General features: G+C 63.8%; 20 protein-coding genes. 14 read left to right on the top strand and 6 right to left on the bottom strand.

Annotated features, from left to right (window positions below; translation table 11 throughout):
- Nucleotides 1-30 precede the first annotated feature (30 nt).
- A complete protein-coding gene (locus tag C1M53_RS02175; RefSeq protein WP_129410739.1) occupies nt 31-2031 on the bottom strand; it encodes a PhoX family phosphatase in 2001 nt (666 codons plus the stop codon).
- Nucleotides 2032-2211: 180 nt separating this feature from the next.
- Nucleotides 2212-3012 carry an alpha/beta hydrolase gene (locus C1M53_RS02180; protein WP_245488410.1) on the bottom strand — a complete coding sequence of 267 codons (801 nt, stop codon included), beginning with the start codon at nt 3010-3012 and terminating at the stop codon, nt 2212-2214.
- A gap of 178 nt (nt 3013-3190) precedes the next feature.
- On the opposite strand from C1M53_RS02180, the gene C1M53_RS02185 reads away from it, so the two are divergent.
- The 5 genes from C1M53_RS02185 (at nt 3191) to C1M53_RS02205 (ending at nt 6850) form a co-directional block, all read left to right on the top strand.
- Nucleotides 3191-3379 (top strand): hypothetical protein, encoded by a 189-nt coding sequence (locus C1M53_RS02185; protein WP_129410741.1) that lies wholly within the window; start codon nt 3191-3193, stop codon nt 3377-3379.
- 84 nt (nt 3380-3463) lie between these two features.
- Nucleotides 3464-3802 carry a hypothetical protein gene (locus tag C1M53_RS02190; protein WP_129410742.1) on the top strand — a complete coding sequence of 113 codons (339 nt, stop codon included), beginning with the start codon at nt 3464-3466 and terminating at the stop codon, nt 3800-3802.
- 60 nt (nt 3803-3862) lie between these two features.
- Nucleotides 3863-4567 (top strand): phosphatase PAP2 family protein, encoded by a 705-nt coding sequence (locus tag C1M53_RS02195; protein ID WP_129410743.1) that lies wholly within the window; start codon nt 3863-3865, stop codon nt 4565-4567.
- A gap of 87 nt (nt 4568-4654) precedes the next feature.
- The gene (locus C1M53_RS02200) at nt 4655-4906 is read left to right on the top strand and encodes a helix-turn-helix transcriptional regulator (protein ID WP_101936049.1); all 252 of its coding nucleotides are present in this window, start codon (nt 4655-4657) and stop codon (nt 4904-4906) included.
- 204 nt (nt 4907-5110) lie between these two features.
- Nucleotides 5111-6850, top strand: coding sequence for a SulP family inorganic anion transporter (locus C1M53_RS02205; protein ID WP_129410744.1), 1740 nt, complete (start codon nt 5111-5113; stop codon nt 6848-6850).
- On the opposite strand, the gene C1M53_RS02210 is transcribed toward C1M53_RS02205, so the two are convergent.
- Nucleotides 6835-7347: a DUF6622 family protein gene (locus C1M53_RS02210; protein WP_129410745.1), complete on the bottom strand. Its 513-nt coding sequence runs from the start codon at nt 7345-7347 to the stop codon at nt 6835-6837. The two genes, C1M53_RS02205 and C1M53_RS02210, sit on opposite strands and share 16 nt — an antisense overlap.
- Before the next feature lie 28 nt (nt 7348-7375).
- On the opposite strand from C1M53_RS02210, the gene C1M53_RS02215 reads away from it, so the two are divergent.
- The 4 genes from C1M53_RS02215 to sigJ all read left to right on the top strand — a co-directional run bounded on the left by C1M53_RS02215 (nt 7376) and on the right by sigJ (nt 10232).
- Entirely contained in the window at nt 7376-8329 is a 954-nt protein-coding gene (locus tag C1M53_RS02215) for a LytTR family DNA-binding domain-containing protein (protein WP_129410746.1), read from the top strand.
- 103 nt (nt 8330-8432) lie between these two features.
- Entirely contained in the window at nt 8433-8804 is a 372-nt protein-coding gene (locus tag C1M53_RS02220; RefSeq protein WP_129410747.1) for a hypothetical protein, read from the top strand.
- Complete coding sequence (locus C1M53_RS02225; RefSeq protein ID WP_129410748.1) at nt 8804-9364, top strand: hypothetical protein; 561 nt, start codon at nt 8804-8806, stop codon at nt 9362-9364. The genes C1M53_RS02220 and C1M53_RS02225 overlap by 1 nt, the downstream gene beginning before the upstream one ends.
- Entirely contained in the window at nt 9357-10232 is an 876-nt protein-coding gene (gene sigJ / locus C1M53_RS02230; RefSeq protein WP_129410749.1) for an RNA polymerase sigma factor SigJ, read from the top strand. Before C1M53_RS02225 ends, sigJ begins: the two co-directional genes overlap by 8 nt.
- A gap of 3 nt (nt 10233-10235) precedes the next feature.
- Here the strand turns inward: sigJ and C1M53_RS02235 are convergent, their stop codons facing one another.
- The 3 genes from C1M53_RS02235 to C1M53_RS02245 form a co-directional block, all read right to left on the bottom strand.
- Entirely contained in the window at nt 10236-11165 is a 930-nt protein-coding gene (locus C1M53_RS02235; RefSeq protein ID WP_129410750.1) for a CHAD domain-containing protein, read from the bottom strand.
- Nucleotides 11162-11635, bottom strand: a complete 474-nt coding sequence (locus C1M53_RS02240) for a CYTH domain-containing protein (protein ID WP_129410751.1) — start codon at nt 11633-11635, stop codon at nt 11162-11164. Before C1M53_RS02240 ends, C1M53_RS02235 begins: the two co-directional genes overlap by 4 nt.
- Nucleotides 11636-11704: 69 nt before the next feature.
- Nucleotides 11705-12928 carry an MFS transporter gene (locus C1M53_RS02245; RefSeq protein ID WP_129410752.1) on the bottom strand — a complete coding sequence of 408 codons (1224 nt, stop codon included), beginning with the start codon at nt 12926-12928 and terminating at the stop codon, nt 11705-11707.
- Nucleotides 12929-13031: 103 nt separating this feature from the next.
- Here C1M53_RS02245 and C1M53_RS02250 point away from each other — a divergent pair, with 103 nt between their 5' ends.
- From C1M53_RS02250 to C1M53_RS02270, 5 genes are all read left to right on the top strand, one after another.
- Nucleotides 13032-13940 carry a LysR family transcriptional regulator gene (locus tag C1M53_RS02250; RefSeq protein ID WP_129410753.1) on the top strand — a complete coding sequence of 303 codons (909 nt, stop codon included), beginning with the start codon at nt 13032-13034 and terminating at the stop codon, nt 13938-13940.
- Between the two features lie 92 nt (nt 13941-14032).
- Nucleotides 14033-14671 (top strand): DUF1956 domain-containing protein, encoded by a 639-nt coding sequence (locus C1M53_RS02255; RefSeq protein ID WP_245488412.1) that lies wholly within the window; start codon nt 14033-14035, stop codon nt 14669-14671.
- A gap of 30 nt (nt 14672-14701) precedes the next feature.
- Nucleotides 14702-15652, top strand: a complete 951-nt coding sequence (locus tag C1M53_RS02260; protein ID WP_129410755.1) for an HlyD family efflux transporter periplasmic adaptor subunit — start codon at nt 14702-14704, stop codon at nt 15650-15652.
- 110 nt (nt 15653-15762) lie between these two features.
- On the top strand, nt 15763-16683 hold the full coding sequence (locus C1M53_RS02265) for an ABC transporter ATP-binding protein (RefSeq protein WP_129410756.1): 921 nt from the start codon (nt 15763-15765) through the stop codon (nt 16681-16683).
- Nucleotides 16680-17816 carry an ABC transporter permease gene (locus tag C1M53_RS02270; RefSeq protein ID WP_129410757.1) on the top strand — a complete coding sequence of 379 codons (1137 nt, stop codon included), beginning with the start codon at nt 16680-16682 and terminating at the stop codon, nt 17814-17816. Before C1M53_RS02265 ends, C1M53_RS02270 begins: the two co-directional genes overlap by 4 nt.
- Nucleotides 17817-17850 lie beyond the last annotated feature (34 nt).

The following is a 17850-nucleotide window of genomic DNA, read 5'->3' on the forward strand; positions in this document are numbered from 1 at the left end:
CTTCGGCATCCCGGGCGACGATCAGAACTTCTAAACCCCGATCTTGCCGCCATCCTGCTTGGTGATGGCGACGACGGCAGGCCGCACCGGCATGTCCGGTTTGAAATCGGGCCAGCGGGTGGAGAGGTCTTCATAGTAGGATGGACGGCCGAACGGCTCCCAATCGGTGCCGCCGTCACCCGGATGCTGCACGGCGACGAAGGCGGTCTTGTCGTCCGGAGCAAATTGCGGACCGCACATTTCCGCACCCACCGGCACACGGAAGAATAGCTTGGAGGTGGCGCGCGCCGGTCCTTCCGTGTCGACCGCCCACAGGCCGTCGGTGCGCCCGGTTTCCTTGGCGTTGTTGCCATCGGTGGCCACCCAGAGCCGGCCGGCGGAATCGACCGCGCAATTGTCCGGCATGCCGAACCAGCCATTGGCCGTGGTCGCGGTGGAGAACGATGCACCGACATCGGCAACCGACGGATCGCCGCATTTCAGAAGGACTTCCCATTTGCCCTTGGTGGCGGCGAAGTCGCCACCATCTTCGGCGATCTCGATCATATGGCCAAAGGCGTTCTTGGCGCGCGGGTTGGCAGCGTCGACCTGGTCGTCCTTGCGCTTGGTGTTGTTGGTCAACATCACGTAGACCTTGCCGTTGACGCCATTGGGCTGGATGTCCTCGGGACGATCCATCTTGGTGGCGCCGAGCAGGTCGGCGGCGCGACGCGTCTCGATCAGCACATCGGCCTGGCTGGCGAAGCCGTTCTCGGCCGTCAGCGGACCCTGGCCGAAAACGATGGGCAGCCACTCGACGCCGCCGTCTTCGGCAAACCTGGCGACATGAAGCGTGCCTTCGTCGAGCAGATCCTTGTTGGCTGCCGGATTGGCCGGATCAAACTTGCCCGCGGTGACGAATTTGTAGACATAGTCGAAACGCTCGTCGTCGCCGAGATAGAAGACGACGCGGCCATCCCTGGCCACGATCGATTCCGCGCCCTCGTGCTTGAAACGGCCAAGCGCGGTGCGCTTCTTCGGCGTCGAGTTCGGATCGGCGACGTCGACCTCCACGATCCAGCCGAAGCGGTTCGCCTCGTTGGGTTCCTTGGCAAGGTCGAAACGATCGTAGTGGGCGCCCCATTCATAGGAGCCTTCGGGAATGCCGAGGCGCTTGTAGTTCTCCGTTTCCTTGTGGCCCTCGGGCAGAGCACCGGAGAAGTAGCCGTGGATGTTCTCCTCGGCCATCACATAGGTTCCCCAGGGGGTCACACCGCCGGCGCAGTTGTTCACGGTGCCGAATACCTTGGCTCCGGATGGATCGGCATTGGTCTTGACACGATCATGGCCGGCGACGGGTCCGGAGAGCGCCATTTCGGTGTTGACGGTGACACGGCGGTTCAGCTTGCCGTCGCGCACCACCTGCCACTTGCCGCCTTCCTTGCGGATCTCGACGATGGTGCCGCCATGGGCCGCCATTTCGATATCGACCTGGTCCTTGCTGAGCGGGGCAAGCTCGAGCGCCTTCTTGCCGTCCTTCTCCACCACCTTGACGATGCCGGGGAACATCAGATGCGGGTTGGTGTATTCATGGTTGACCACCAGAAGCCCGTGCTCGGGCGAACCTTCCAGCGGGATGTAACCGACGAAATCGTTGTTGTAGCCAAACTGCCTGGCCTGCGCCGCAGCGGTCTGCCTGGCCGGATCGAAGTCCGGCGCGTCGGCGAACAGCGGATCACCCCAGCGCAGCAGCACGTCGGCATCGTAACCGGCGGCGACATGGTGCTTGTCGTCAATGCCGGCCTCGACTTCGTCGAAGGTGAAAGCCGAACCGCCCTCGGCCGCGCGCGCCTCGTCGGCGCTCATCAGGGCAAGCGGGCTGACGGTGACGGCGATGGCGGAAACCGCAAGCGAGCCTTTGAGAAAGCCACGGCGCGAAAAACGCGCGGCGATGATCTCACCCATGGTGCGGTTGTCGGTCGGGTTGATCGCCGGACCTTCGTTTTCTTCAAGCAGGCTGGTGCGGAAGCGGATGTCTTCGTGGTCCGACATGACTGACCTCTGGCTTTTGGCGTTGGCTGGGCTGCGTGTCGGGAACCTGCGTAGCGGGCGGGGTTAACAGTTTCATGACGCAGGGCGCGTCCACTGCCTTGGCGACGATCGGGATGACCACATTGGATTGTCGAAATGCCTGCGCACGACAGGCGTTGGTCGTGCGAAGCCTGCCGGGCGTCAGCTCTTGCCCGGCAAAAATGCGGACAACCGGGCGAGCACACTGTCGGGCGCTTCCAGTTGCGGCAGATGGCCGACGCCGGGCAACGTTTCGAATGACGACCCTGGAATGAGGCGATGCAGCGCCCTGCCACGCTCCACCGGAATCCAGGGATCATCCTCGCCCCAAAGGATGGCGACGGGACAGCGGATTCCAGCAAAGAGAGGTTCGACCTCAGCCGTGTAGCGCTCATCGGCCTGCGCGAACTGCCCATAGAAGCTCTGGCGTCCCTCGTCGCCCAGCCACGGCTCGACCAGCCTCTCGAAATCCGCGGCTTCGATGCCGTTGACGATCGCGCCCTTGATGTAGGCTTCCACGACCGCGCGGTGGATGTGCGGCGGCAGGCCGAGGAATGCGTCAACGTGGCGACCGACATGATCGAAGAATTCGGACCCCCACGGCCGCATGGCGACGACATTCATCAGCACATAGCGTTCGAAGTCGCAGCCATGCAGGAGATGGGCGCGCAGCGTGGTCGCCCCGCCAAAATCATGGGCGAGGACGAGAGGGCGCTCGAGACGCCAATGCGCCAGCATCTCGGCGAACACCTGCCCCTGGACGTCGAGCGATGTGCGCCGTGCCGCGTCTTTTTCCGATTGCCCGTAGCCTGGCATGTCATACCAGTGGACACGATGGTGCCTCGACAGGGTCGGGATGATCCGGTGCCATGAGAAGGACGACCACGGCCAGCCATGCGCCAGCACGAGGTCCGGACCGGTGCCTGCCGTGCCGGCAGCCACACGCCCCGCGGAGGTCGACACGTTCTCATCCAAATTCCACGACATCGTGCCATCTTGCCGTGCCCGAGCACGCATCCGCAAGGGGACGCAAACCCCTGAAATACATCTGTTTTGAATCAAATGCCGGCGATGGAATTTCCGTTCCCGCAACCGAATCGCTCCATGCTTTCACTTGCGGCGGGAAATGAACGGAGCATCGATGAACAGTGATTTTGCCGCCGCGCGCCTGCATCTGGAGCGGGCAACCCACTATCTGCGCGGCAACGACCAGACCAGTACCAAGGCCTGCGAAGCGCTGGATATCCTGATCGAAGCCATCGTCACCGCCCAGCACACCAAGCCGAAAGGCCAGGTGATCGAGTTTCCGAAGACGGTTCAGCTGCGCTAGCCAGCCATCCCCGCCACTTGACCGATGTCGGCTGTTGGGAAACAAGCTTGCCTGGCGGACAATCGGGCTGGGTGGAGACAATCTGTGAACGTATTCGGCATGGCGCAACTCGGTGTTTCCACCGTGATTTTCCTGCTTGCCGCCACGGCAGCCAAACATTGGGCACTGGCACCGAGCTTCGGCAAGATCGCCATCACCCTGGCTCTTTATACGCTTGGCAATCTGATCATGCTGAAGCTGATCCGCGACTTCGGCATGTCGATTTCGCTCAGCCTCTCGGCAGTCATCCAGCTGGTGGCGGTGAATGCGGTGGCTCTGGCATTCTTCGGCGAGCGGCTCACGGCGATCCAGGGCGTCGGTGTCGCATTGGCCATCGTCGCCGTGGCGCTCGTCACGCTGGGGCCTTATTTGCAGGGCCGATGAGAGCCGTGCCGGCATTGACTAAGCCGGCTGTCTCCGACGGACGGCATTGCGACGGGATTGATGCGAAAGACACTTTCAACATTCTATGACCGGGTCGAATTTCCGGTGCTTCTGGCGGGCATCATCGTGGCCGGCGGGCTATGGGGCTTCGTCGAACTGATGGAGGTCGCGCGCGACGCGGCTCCTCACAGCTTCGACACACAGATCCTGCTCGCCTTCCGGGAAGCCGGTGATCCCAGCAATCCGATCGGCTCGCCGCGCTTCGAAGGGGCAGTACGCGACATCACCGCGCTCGGAAGTGCTGTCGTGCTGACCTTGATCACCGCCGCGACCATCATCTATTTCCTGCTCATCCGGCGCTGGACGACGGCGCTGTTCGTGCTGGCGGCGGTCGGCGGTGGCCAGATCCTGTCGGCCCTGCTGAAATTCGGCATCGACCGGCCTCGCCCGGATCTGGTGTCGAAGCTTGCGGTGGAAACCTCCCTCTCCTTCCCCTCCGGGCATGCCATGCTGTCGGCCGTGACCTATCTGACGCTCGGCACGCTCGCGGCACGCTTCCTGCCCGGGCATGTCACCAAGATCTACGTCTTTGTGCTCGCCGTGCTGTTGACATTGATGGTCGGCGTGTCGCGCCTGTACCTCGGGGTGCACTGGCCATCGGATGTGCTGGCGGGGTGGTGTGCGGGCTTTGCCTGGGCCATGCTGTGCTGGCTGGCGGCACGCTTCATGCCACGCGGCAAAAACGGCGAAGGCGAATTGAGTTAATGTATTTACAATCCAAATTCATGTTTGACACATCATTATGAACGTATCATACATTTATATTGCAGACTCAGACGGGAGTTCTGACCGGTGATTACCGCTGCACAGATGCGTGCGGCGCGGGCACTGGCCGGCATCGACCAGAAGACGCTCGCCGAACGCGCCGGCGTTTCACTGCCGACCATCCAGCGGATGGAGGCCAGCGACGGCGTGGTACGGGGCGTGGTCGACACGCTGATGAAGGTCATCCAGGCACTTGACGAAGCCGGGGTGGAATTGATCGGCGACAACCAGGCCAGCGATCGCGGCGGCAGGGGCGTGCGGCTGAAGAACTCCGTATAGATTTCCCGATCCGGGTCGGCTTGAGCAATTCCGGGAAAAGCGCGCAACGGTTTTCCCTGCGGAATTGCGTAAAAACAAAGGGTTAGAGCATTTGCGCGTTTCCGCGAAAAACGGAAACTCTCCAAGGTTCGCGACGGCGAGCGCCGACTTTCCGCAAGATCATTGCGATGCCGACGACACCGACGCTCTTGTGGAAGGCACGTCATGGATCAGCTCCGCCAGCGGCAGCTTCGCAAGGCCGGGCCGACATTCTCCGAGCTGTTCACGCCGAAGCTGGTGACAGTGCTGCGCGAGGGCTACCGTCTGCCGCAGCTGCGTGCCGATGCCGTGGCGGGCCTGACCGTTGCCATCGTGGCGCTGCCGCTTTCCATGGCCATTGCGATTGCCTCCGGCGTGACGCCAGAGCGTGGACTGTTCACGGCGATCGTCGGCGGTTTCATCGTTTCGGCGCTCGGCGGCAGCCGCTTCCAGATCGGCGGGCCGGCCGGCGCCTTCATCGTGCTGGTGGCTTCCACCGCCGACCGCCAAGGCCTGGACGGGCTGCTTCTCGCCACGATGATGGCCGGCATGTTCCTGCTCGCCATCGGCTATCTGCGGCTCGGCACCTACATCAAATACATCCCCTATCCGGTGACGGTCGGTTTCACCGCCGGCATCGCCGTCATCATCTTTTCCGGCCAGATCGTCGAGCTGCTGGGGCTGAAGCTGCCAGGCAAGGAGCCAGGCCCTTTCGTGCCGAAGCTGATGGCACTGTGGCAGGCGGGCAGCACGCTGAACCCGGCTGCCGCAGGCATCGCCCTGCTTTCCATCATCACCGTGGTGGCGCTGAAGAAATGGCGACCGCACTGGCCCGGCATGCTGGTGGCCGTGGCGCTGGCATCCCTGGTGGTGGCGCTGTCCGGGCTGCCTGTCGACACGATCGGGTCGCGTTTTGGCGGTATCCCGCGCAGCCTGCCCTTGCCCGCGCTGCCGCCGATGAGCCTGGACAAGGCGCTTGCTGTGTTGCCTGACGCCATCGCCTTCGCCTTGCTGGGTGCGATCGAATCCCTGCTTTCGGCGGTGGTGGCAGACGGCATGACCGGACGCCGTCATCGTTCGAACTGCGAACTGGTGGCGCAAGGTTTCGCCAATATCGGCTCGGCGCTGTTCGGCGGCATCTGTGTTACCGGGACGATTGCGCGCACCGCCACCAATGTGCGCGCCGGCGCGCATGGACCGATCTCCGGCATGCTGCACGCGGCCTTCCTTCTCGTCTTCATGCTGGTGGCTGCTCCGCTGGCCAGCTTCATCCCGCTGGCCGCGCTTGCCGGCGTGCTTGCGGTCGTCTGCTGGAACATGGTCGAGAAGCCGGCGATCGCTGCCCTGCTGCGCTCGTCCAGGGCGGATGCTCTGGTGCTGGCGGCAACGTTCCTGATCGTCGTCTTCCGCGATCTCACCGAAGGCATCATCGTCGGCTTCGCATTGGGTTCGGTGCTGTTCATCGATCGGATGGCCAAGGCCGTGGCCATCGCTGAAAATGAACCACCACTGATTGCCGACGATGTCGCCGATACAACCAATGGCGATCGTCGTGCCTATGACGCCATCGAGGCCAGCGACCCTGACACCGTCGTGTATCGTATTTCCGGTGCCTTCTTCTTCGGCGCCGCCTCGACGGTGGCGGCCGTGCTCGATCGTATCGCCGACCAGCGCAGGAGTTTCATCCTCGACTGTTCGCAGGTGCCGCTGTTCGATTCCACCGCCGCCAATGTCATCGAAAGCACGGCACACAAGGCAAGGAAGGCCGGCGTGCGTTTCATCATTGCCGGCGCTTCGCCACAGACCCGGCGCATGCTGATTACCCATGGCGTCAAGCGTCCGCTGGTGACGTTTGCCGCCTCGGTGAAGGAAGCGAAAGCACAGTTGAAAGCAGATGCCGGAGTTCTGCTTCACCCGAAGACATAGCCACGCGGCAGCGAGCCGAAGGTCCGCGCCAGCATCAAAGCCGGCAGGAAACCGGCGAGTATGGCGTTGGCGAGCAGGAAGCGTGTGTTGGTCGCCAGCGACGGGTCGATGCCCAGGGCGACGCCTCGGACATAGCTGACGACAACGATGGCCAGCACGATGGCAAAAGGCAGCCAGTGCCCCTTCACGGCCAGGCGGCCATCGTCGAGAGCGCGTACTGGTGTGTGGCGGGCTGCTGTCAGGCCGGCCAGTAAGCCAGCGACGATGCCACCGGCAAGCCCTACGGTCGCCTGCAAAGAGAGCCCATTGCGGGCCAGTTCGAAGACATCGAGAGCGACGAGGATCACCGGCAGCGCGAACAGGCGTGTCGGCGAGACGATGCGGTCACGGGTGCGGGCCCAGCCGGCATACAGCGCATAGAGGATCAGCGGCCACACCCACAGTGGCGTGTGGGTGACAATGTCGAGAAAGCTGGGGGTGGCGGCATCAGAAGACATGGTGAACTCCGTTTGAGGATATCGTCGGTTGAAGGCTGTCGGGCGGCGCGCTACCAGTGTGGCGCTGTCCGCCTTCTCGGTTGGCCAGCACGATGGCGGGGCACCGTCGTCGCGGCAAACGTCGTTTCGGGAAGGGACGATCCGATACGTGAAGCACGGCCTTTTGCATTCCACGCTTCGCGAAATGCAGGCTCTCGCGTTTTCACCGCGCTTCTGGAGGCTGATCCTGATCGCCACCGCGGTGCTCGGAGTGACCGGGCCGTTCGGCACCTATGAGCGGCTGACATTGCTGCCGCGCCTCGCCTACTGGCTGGCGCTGGCGCTCGCCACTTTCACCGCAGGCTATGCCGCCATTCGCCTGGTCGGCGAGGCGTTGTTCGAGAGGCGAGCCGTGCCTTCGGTGGTGCGCGCGCTGATCACCGGACTGGCAGCGGGCGTGCCGATAGCGCTCGTGGTGACCGCGTTCGACTGGGCGGCGCTGTCTGCCCCTATACCGGACACATCATCTGCCCTCACGCTTTTCCTCAACTGCGCGCTGATCGCGGCGGCATTGTCACTTGCCTCGGTGCTGATCGAAGGCGAAACGAGTGCCGATACCGAACCGCAAACGGCATCGATGCCGACGGCCCCGGGTAACGGCTTCGACATCGCGATGGTCCAGCCTCCCACAAGGCCGCCGCTGCTGGACCGCCTGCCACCGCCTCTGCGCGGCAGGCTGACGAGGCTGTCGATGCAGGATCACTATGTCGAGGTTCATACAGACAAGGGTTCGACGCTGGTGCTGATGCGCATGGCAGACGCGATGCGCGAGACGGAAGGCGAAGCGGGCCTGCAGATCCACCGTTCTCACTGGGTAGCGCTAGACGCCGTGGCAGGGATTGCCCGCCAGGACGGCAAGCTTTTCCTCAAGCTGAAGAACGGCACGCAGTTGCCGGTCAGCCGCAGCTTTGCAGGGACGGTGCGCGACGCGGGTTTCAGATAGCCTGTCTTGCCGACAAGCACGAAAATCGCGCCCCTTGCAAAAAATCTCTCATCCGATGTCACACCTCCCTGACCTATCCCGTCAAAGGCCGAGGAGAAACGACATGCGAACCTTGCTCATCCTCATCGGCCTCTACCAGAGCGCCAACGGCATTTTCATGCTGGCGGCCCCGGCACTCTGGTATGCGACCATCCCCGGCGTCACTGAAACCGGTCCCGCCAACCTGCATTTCATCCGCGACATCGGGCTTGCCTTCATTGCCGCGGGCGCCGGACTGCTCATCGGCGCCTTCAAGCAGGATCGACGGGCGATCCTGATCGCGTCCATCTTCCTGGGCGGCCATGCGCTGCTGCATCTGGCCGAACTGTTGCACGGGACAACAGCGATAGACGCGCTGCGCGACATCGTGCTGATCGCGCTGCCGGGACTGTTGCCTCTTGCCCTGATCACCACCCTGGGAAAGAGGACCGCCTGATGCTTGCGATGCTGCTCAAACGCGCCTTCCGCAAGTTCGGCGGGCGCTACGGCTACGATACCAGCTATCTGGCGGAACTCGCCGATACCGACACCACCGGCGCACTCAAGCTGGCGCTGGTCTCACCCTTCACCGATCACCGCTTCGGATTGGCGGCTGCGCCCTACTTCGCCGCGCGCATCACCGCGGCACGACAGACAGATTGTGGCTCGTGCCTGAGGCTCACCATCGCGATGGCCCGTGAGGCGGGCGTCCCGATGCGCAATATCCGGGCCATGCTCCTGGATGGCGCCGAAACCGCACCGCGCGATATGGCACTTGCCCGCCACTACGCGGAGGCCGTGCTGGCCAGCGACCCGGCGCTGCCCAACATCCTCGCTGCCTGCGAGGCGCTGTGGGGCAAGAGCGGCGTGGCCGGGCTTGCCGCCGCGACGGTTTCGGGTTCCTTCTACCCGCTGCTCAAGCGTGGCCTCGGTCACGGCAATGCCTGTGAGCCGGTTCTGGCCTGGCTGGCCGGTGAAGCGACGGAGGAGACGATGCGGGAGATGGTCGATGGCTGAAAACCCGCGGCTCACCGCCTATCTCGGCGAACGCCATCGACTGACCAGGCTTGCCTATCGCTACCTCGGCTCGACCAGCGAGGCCGAAGACATCGTCCAGGACGCCTGGCTGCGCTTCGCCCGGGTGGACGAGCCAGAGGATGCTACGAAACTGCTTTCGCGCATCGTCACGAACCTCTGCCTGGACCGGCTGCGTTCGGCGCAGGCCCGGCGCGAAACCTATGTCGGTCCCTGGCTGCCGGAACCGATCGTGGAGCGTGCAGGCTCGGTCGAACCCGACAGCAATGACGCGGCGCTCGATATCTCGTTTTCGGTGATGCGGGCGCTGGAGCGTCTCTCGCCGCTGGAGCGGGCGGCGCTCTTCCTGCATGATCTCTACGACGTGCCGTTCGAGGAGATCGCCGAGACGCTGAAGCGCACGCCAGCAGCCTGCCGGCAGATGGCATCCCGCGCCCGCAGGATGATCCGGCAGGATCAGAGCCGTTTCCCGGCCTCGAACGAGGATGTGGTGCGTTTTGTCGCCGCCTTCGACACGGCGATGCGTGCCGGCGACATCGAGCCGCTGAAAGCACTGCTGGCCGCCGATGTCGAATATGTCGCCGATGGTGGCGGCAAGGTCCTCGCGGCAACCAACGTGTTGACCGGCAGCGACGCCGTCGCGAAATTCATGCTCGGCGTGGCGCGCAAGAACCCGGACCCGGTGCACACAACCGTGGCGCCCGCCATCATCAACGGCGCGCCGGGGCTGCTCATCACGATCGCCGGCAAGGTCGAACAGACGATGAGCTTCGAACTCGATGCCGGTGGCGCGATCTCGGGCGTCTACGTGGTGCGCAACCCGGACAAGCTGGCGGATGTGGAGGTGTAGGCCTCAGGCCGCCCACAGCGTCGTGGTCGGAACCGCGGCGAACTGCAGCCGCAACCTGTCGGTCAGTTTCGCGATTCTGCGCTTCCAGTCCCTGTCGAACAGCTTTGTCGCCGCCGACAGGCATTCCTTGCGCAACCGCCTGCTTTCCCGTTTCAGGTCTTTTTCGACGGCTGCCCGCGTCTCGGCGGTAACCGCCAGGGCGTCCGCATCCTTTTCCAGCAGTGCATAGAGGACAGCGAGGTCGTTCAACTCTCCAAGCCTGCCGCCAAGCCTGTCCAGCGCCTTGTGGCGTGTCTTGTCCGACCAAAGCTTGCCCAGCAGGTCGAACTGAGCTGCATGAACTTTTACGGACTTGCGCAGGTCGTGGAAGTCCTCTTCCCCGCCGTGAGCCCGGGCCCTGGCGAGCGCCTTCTTCGTACGTTCCAGCCCGATCCTCACCCCATCGGCGACGATGGCCGCCGAGGCGTTTGGATCGGCCGGCAAGGACAGCGCACCGACCCGCAGCAGCCCCTGACGGCAGGTGGCGGTGGCCGCATCGATGACTGAAGCGAAGGCCGAGATGTCGCTCATGGCAGCCGCGCGGCGTTCGACCAGCGCGGCACGCAAACTCGCATAAAGATCGGCATGGCCTGGATGCGCCTCCGCGAGCCGGTCGATGGTTTCGATCAGCGCGGTCGCCTCGCGTGGTCCGGCCAGGCTCGCCGCCACATCCCGGTAGCGTGCATTCTCTGCCTCGAAGAACGCCTCGTCGCCCGGTCGCACGAGGCGCAACAAGGCACGCACCGCTTTCAGCCGGCGGCGGCATTTGTGAAGGTGTTCTTCCGGTTCGGCGTGCGCCCGGGCCAGATGATCCAGCGCCAGGTGCACATCCTGCCGCAGCAGGCGCATCGCGTCGTTCGCCAGGGGAAGATTTGCGTCAAGCCGCGCGCTCATGGCACCAGTTCCGGAAAACCGTTGAGCGCCAGCGACGCGTTGGAAAAGCGCAATTCCCCAGTCACCTCCCGCCCGAGCCAATTGGGCAGCAAGGCGTCCGGCACGCTGTCCCTGGTTTCAAGTTCGGCCACCACCAGCCCATCGAGCACGTCGTTGAAGACATCGACTTCGTAGACATAGCCGCAATGGCTGACATGATGGCGGGTCTTGCGGATGATGTTGCCGATGGCGAAGGCCATCATCTCACGCGCCTCGGCGAGCGGCACGGAATATTCGAACTCGTCGCGGACCCTCAGGTCGGATCCGAATTTCAGCGTCAGCTTGGCGGCCTTGCCGTCGCTGATGCGCATGCGGATCGATCGCTCCGAGGAAATGGCCAGATAAAACTGGGTGATCGCGACGCTGCGTTCCACCGCCTTGCGCCAACCCTCGTCCCTTATCAGAAACTTGCGTTCGACTTCCTTGGCCATCGGTTGGGAATAAAGCGCGGCGGCGGCGGCAAATCAACCGCAATTGCGGCCTGGCATATCACACGACCGTCACGATGCCCTGAACAGGCAATCCACCAGAAGCGCCGCCATGGCGATGACGACCCCGATGACGCAGACTGTAGGCCAGCCACCCCATGCCCAAGCAACACCCGCCATTGCCGAACCGGCAGCGCCGCCGAGGAAGAACAGCCCGACAAACAGGCCGTTGAGGCGACCCCGCGCCTCCGGCTGCAGAAGATTGATCACGCGCCTGCCCAGCGTCTGGTCGCCGGTCACACCGATGTCGAGCAGGACGGCGCTGCCTCCCAGCAACAGCAGAGGCAGGAGCCAGGGTCCGGAACGCGCAAATCCAGCCCAGGCCGAAAGGCCAAAGGCGAAAATCATCAGACAATGCGAGAGGATCGTTCCCGCTCGCGTCCAGCCACGATCGCCGGCACGCCCGAACAGCGGCGTCACGACCGCGCCGCCCGCACCGGCAAGGGCAAACAGGGCGATGCCGCGCTGACCAAGATCGAAAGGCGGCTCGGCAAGCCGCAGTGCCACGGATGTCCAGAACAGGCTGAACGCCGCCATGGCAAGGCTTGCCGTCAGGGAATGTCGCCGCAATTCGGGTTCGGAACGCAGCAGGCCCCAGAGCGAACCAACCAGCGCCGGATATCCGGTGTCGCCTGCCGGTTGCCGTCGCGGCAATCGCAGCGCCAGGACGGCACCGAGCAACAGCATTGCCGTGGCACTGGTGCCGTAGAAGGCCCGCCAGCCAAAGGTATCGGCAATCAGGCTGGCAGCGGGGCGCGCCAGGAGAATGCCGATCATCAGCCCGCTCATCACATCGCCGATGACGCGGCCGCGCCACTCGGGCTCGACCATGGATGCGGCGATGGGAACCAGGATCTGGATCGCCGAGCAGGCCGCGCCGAGAACAAAAAGAATGACCATCAGCACAACGGCGCTGGGTGCGAGCATGGCCGCGATCGCGGCCAGCACGGCGCCGCCCAGCATACGCAGCACAAGCGTGCGGTTCTCCAAAAGGTCAGCCAGGGGAACCAGGAAGAACAGTCCCGCCGCATAGCCCAGCAAGGTCGCCATCGCCACGAGTCCGCCCATCCCGCTGCCAAAACCGAAGGCCGGGCCGATCAGGCCGACAAGTGTCTGTGGAGCGAACAGGTTCGTCACGATAACGCCGACAGCGGTCGCGAACAGGATTACCTGCCAGCCGGTGATCGAAGCGCGGCGCGACACAGCACCGGCCGCGTCGCTGACGTTGCTGGACATGGACTGCTCCTCGGAATGAACTCGCATATCGATGAGGAGCTTTATTCCCAATCAGCATCATGCTACAAATCAAAATGAACAATAATGATTATGCGAAACTCGCATGAATATTCATGATCTCGAGGCTTTTGTCGCCGTTGTCGAGACCGGCTCCATCGTCGGCGCATCGGCACGGCTGAACCTGACGCAACCCGGGGTGACGCGGCGTATCCAGAACCTGGAAGAGAGGCTGAACACGACGCTGCTCGACCGCCAGTCGAAGCCATTCAAACCGACCGCCGCGGGGCGGGAGGCTTATGAACACGGCCGCCGCGTGCTGCGTTCGCTGGACGATCTGAAGGCCGGCGTTTCCCCGGTCGGCGATATCGAGGGGGAGTTCAGGCTCGGCATCATGCCTTATCTCTCGGATGCCGCGCTGGCTTTTCCGGTGGAGCGGTTGCGAACCGATTTCCCGAAACTGACGCTGCGCATCACTTCCGGCTGGTCGCCGCGGCTGGTGGATCAGGTCCTGCGCAGTGAGCTGGACGCGGCGGCACTCTGCCTTGCCGAGGGATTGCAGCCGCCCGACGAACTCTTCAGCGAGGATCTCGGCATACAATCAGTGGTGCTGGTCGTTGCGAAAGATCTTCGGCTGCCGAAGCCGACAAGCCTGGAAGACCTGTCGAAATTCCCCTGGGTGATGAACGAAACCGGATGCGGTTTTCGCACCTTCATCCGCCGCCAGTTCGAAGCCGCGCGCCTGCCATTCAATGTCGGCGTGGAAGCCTTGAGCGCTGATCTGCGCCTGTCGCTGGTCGCACGCGGCCATGGCATCGGCATCATAACTCCGGCTGCGCTGACAGGAAGCCCCTGGCACGACCGGGTCGAAATCATCGAGGTCCAGGATTTTCGTCCGCAGGTGCGGGCATGGATGCTGCATCGCCCGCCCGCCGGCCGTCTCACCCGCCCCATTGCGGTCTTTCGCGACGCGCTGCTCGAGGGGCTGCAAACTCCTTCTCCATTCACCTCATAGCCAAAAGACATCCGCTTTACTTTAATCATTCGATTGATTAAATTGTGCGTATGTCAACTGAACCATCCAGACCACCTCCCTCGCCCGCCGACATGACGAAGGCAGCGCTTGTGCGCGCCGCGCTCAAGCTGTTTGGCCGGCAAGGATATGACGGCACCTCCACGCGCGAGATTGCCGCCGCCGCCAAGGCCAATATCGGCTCGATCGCCTATCATTTCGGTGGCAAGGAGGGTCTGCGCGCCGCTGTCGCCGACCACATCGTCGAGACGATCCAGTCAATCGCCAACCAGGCGCTGGGAGGCATGGCCGAACCGGACCCTGCGGCCCTGACAGCCGAAACTGCGCGTCTGCAATTGAAGGCGACGCTGCAAGGCATGGTTGCCTTCATCGTGGCCAAGCCCGAGGCCGGTGAGATCGTGCAGTTCATGCTGAGGGAGCTTGCCGATCCCACGCCGACGCTCGACCGCATTTACGGCGGCCTGTTCGAGCCAACGCACAAAAGACTTTGTGTCATCTGGGAGCGCGCCACGGGCGAGCCTGCCGAAAGCGAAGGCACAAGGCTCGCGATCTTCTCGCTGATCGGACAGGCCGTCTATTTCCGCATCGGGCGCGAGCCCGTGCTGCGCCGCATGGGCTGGACGCAGATCGGCGAAGATGAAGCCGGCAAGATCATCGCCACGCTGCACGGCAACCTCGATGCCATGCTCAGCGCGCGGCAGAAACAAACATGAGCGGCGACGCCGATAGTTGAGGGTGAAGTCATGAGCTTCCTGTGTTCCCTGCCACTGGCGGCACAGCTGTTTTCCGCCTGCGGTGCCACCGCACCGCTCGCAGTCGGTTATGTCGAGGGCGATTTCGTGCTGCTCGCGCCGATCGAGGTGGCGGAGGTGACGACGGTCTCCGCACGGCGCGGCGACCGTGTCAGTCCTGGCCAACCGGTGGCCACGCTGGAGAAAGCCGACGCCGAGATTGCCGTGACACAGGCCAAGGCGGCGCTGGCCCAGGCGCAGGCGCAACTGGCCGACCTCCAGGTCGGCAAACGCCCGGAAGAGATTGCCGTACTGGAGGCAACCTTGCGCTCCGCCAAGGCACAGGCCGCAGATGCCGCACGCACGCTTGCCCGCACGCAGGACCTGTTGAAGCGTGGGGTCGCTACCCAGGCGCAGTATGATGACGCCGCCACCCAGGCCGAAGTTGCGGACGCCGCGATCGGCCAGGCCACCGCGAATCTGGCCGTAGGCAACCTGCCGGCGCGACCCGAGACGATCAAGGCAGCCGAAAACCAGGTCAAACAGGCGAGAACCGCGCTCGACCAGGCCGAATGGCGGCTTTCCAAGCGTACGCTTGTCGCACCTGCGGCAGGCCGCGTCGATGACATCATCCGTCATGCCGGCGACACCGCCGGCCCCAGCGCGCCTGTGCTTTCGGTCCTGCCGGACGGCGCGGTGAAGCTCACCGTCTACGTGCCTGAAGCCAGCATCTCCGCAGTGAAGGTCGGCGGTGAGCTTGCGGTGCGCTGCGATGGCTGCCCGCAGGACCTCAAGGCCCGCATCAGCTACGTTTCCCCCGACCCCGAGTTCACGCCGCCGGTCATCTACTCGCTCGAGAACCGCCAGAAGCTGGTCTACCTCGTCGAGGCGCGACCGATGGGCGCCACCGGGCCGCTGCAGCCAGGGCAGATCGTGGATGTGGATCTGGTGAGTGGTGAGTAGCCAGTCGGCGGAGGTTCTGTGATGCACGAAACTTCAACATGTATTTGCGGCCATTCGAAGCTCCTGTTGCCGACTGTGAGCTGCCTACCGCCCATTCCCGAGCGCAGCTCATGAACGCCATCGACGTCAGGAACCTCGTCAAACGCTTCGGCGATCACACCGTCGTCGACCACGTCTCGATGAATGTCGCCGAAGGTGAGATCGTCGGCTTCCTCGGCCCCAACGGCTCAGGCAAGACGACAACGATCCGCATGATGTGCGGGCTGCTGACGCCCGACGAAGGCGAAGGCACCGTGCTCGGCTATGACCTCAGGACCGAGAGCCTGAAGATCAAGAACGAAGTTGGCTACATGACGCAGAAGTTCTCGTTCTACGAGGACCTGACAATCGGTGAAAACCTGGAATTCGTTGCCCGCCTCTACCGCCTGAAGCCGATCGAGGATCATGTCGCAAGGACGCTGGAAGAGCTTGGCTTGACCAGCCGGCGCAACCAGCTTGCCGGCACGTTGTCCGGCGGTTGGAAACAGCGGCTGGCGCTGGCCGCCTGCATCATGCACAAGCCGCGCCTGCTGCTGCTGGACGAGCCGACCGCCGGCGTCGATCCCAAGGCCCGGCGCGAATTCTGGGACGAGATCCATCACCTCGCACGCGGCGGGCTGACCGTGCTGGTTTCGACCCACTACATGGACGAGGCCGAGCGCTGCCACCGCATCTCCTACATTTCCTATGGCAAGCTGCTGACCACCGGCACCGTGGCGGAGGTGGTGGAGAATGCGGGGCTCACCACCTTCATCGTCGAAGGTCCACGTCTCGACGCCGTAACGGCTGCGCTCGAAGGCCGGCCAGGCGTCGACCAAGTGGCACCGTTCGGCGCAACACTGCATGTCGTCGGTTCGGACGCCTCCGCGCTGAAACATGCATTGGCCGATGTCGAAAAAGCGCATCCCGGCGTCAAGGTGAGCCCCGGCGAAACCAGCCTGGAGGATGTCTTCATCCAGTTCATGGCCGGCTCGAAGGACAACATGGCGTGAGCAACCTGTTCTCTTTCGCCAGGCTCGGCGCACTGCTGACCAAGGAATTCATCCAGATGCGGCGCGACCGCGTCACGTTCGCGATGATGCTGGGCGTGCCGCTGATGCTGCTCATCCTGTTCGGCTTTGCCATCAACAACGATCCCAAGCGGCTGCCGGCGGCGCTGCTGGCGATGAGCAACGACCCGTACACGCGCGCCATGGTCTCCGCGCTTGAAAACACCAACTACTACCGCTTCGACTACATCGCCCGCACGGAGGCCGAGGCGGATTTCCTGCTGGCACGCGGCGACGTGTCGTTCGTGGTCACCATCCCGGCCGATTTCGGCAAGCGCGTCGAACGCGGCGACCGGCCGCAGATCCTTGTCGAGGCCGACGCGACCGACCCGGCATCGGCAAGCGGCGCCATCTCCACCCTCGGCACCGTTGCGTCGCAGGCCCTGTTGCGTGCCCGTGGCATGGAGGCAGCCGCTGCAGAGGATGCGGCAAGCCAGCTCGAAGTCATCACTCATCGTCTCTACAATCCGGAAGGCGTCTCGCAATACAACATCGTCCCCGGCCTGCTCGGGGTCATCCTGCAGATGACCATGGTGATGATGACGGCGATGGCGCTGACCCGTGAGAGCGAGCGCGGCACGATGGAGAACCTGCTCGCCATGCCGGCGAGCCCGGTCGAAATCATGCTGGGCAAGGTCCTGCCCTATGCCTGTGTCGGCGCGGTGCAGGTGGTGGTGGTGCTGTTTGCGGCCAAGCTGCTGTTCCACGTCCCCTTTGTGGGCGGCCTCGGACTGCTCCTGTCGTCGATCCTCGTCTTCGTGCTCGGGCTGGTGCTGCTCGGCTACACGATCTCGACCGTGTCGCGCACGCAGATGCAGGCCATGCAGCTCACCTTCTTCTTCTTCCTGCCGTCGATCCTGTTGTCCGGTTTCATGTTCCCCTATCGCGGCATGCCCGGATGGGCGCAGACCCTCGGCGAGATCTTCCCGCTCACGCATTTCCTGCGCATCGTGCGTGCCGTCATGCTGAAGGGCGCGGAATTTCCCGCCATCGCCGGCGAAATCGGCTGGCTGATCTTCTTCGTTGCGCTGTTTGCGGGGCTGGCGTTGATGCGTTTCCGCCGCACGCTCGATTAGAGCGTAAGTCCGGGGGCAGAGGTGCTGCCCCCTA

Source organism: Mesorhizobium sp. Pch-S (assembly GCF_004136315.1).
Classification (GTDB): Bacteria; Pseudomonadota; Alphaproteobacteria; order Rhizobiales; family Rhizobiaceae; genus Mesorhizobium.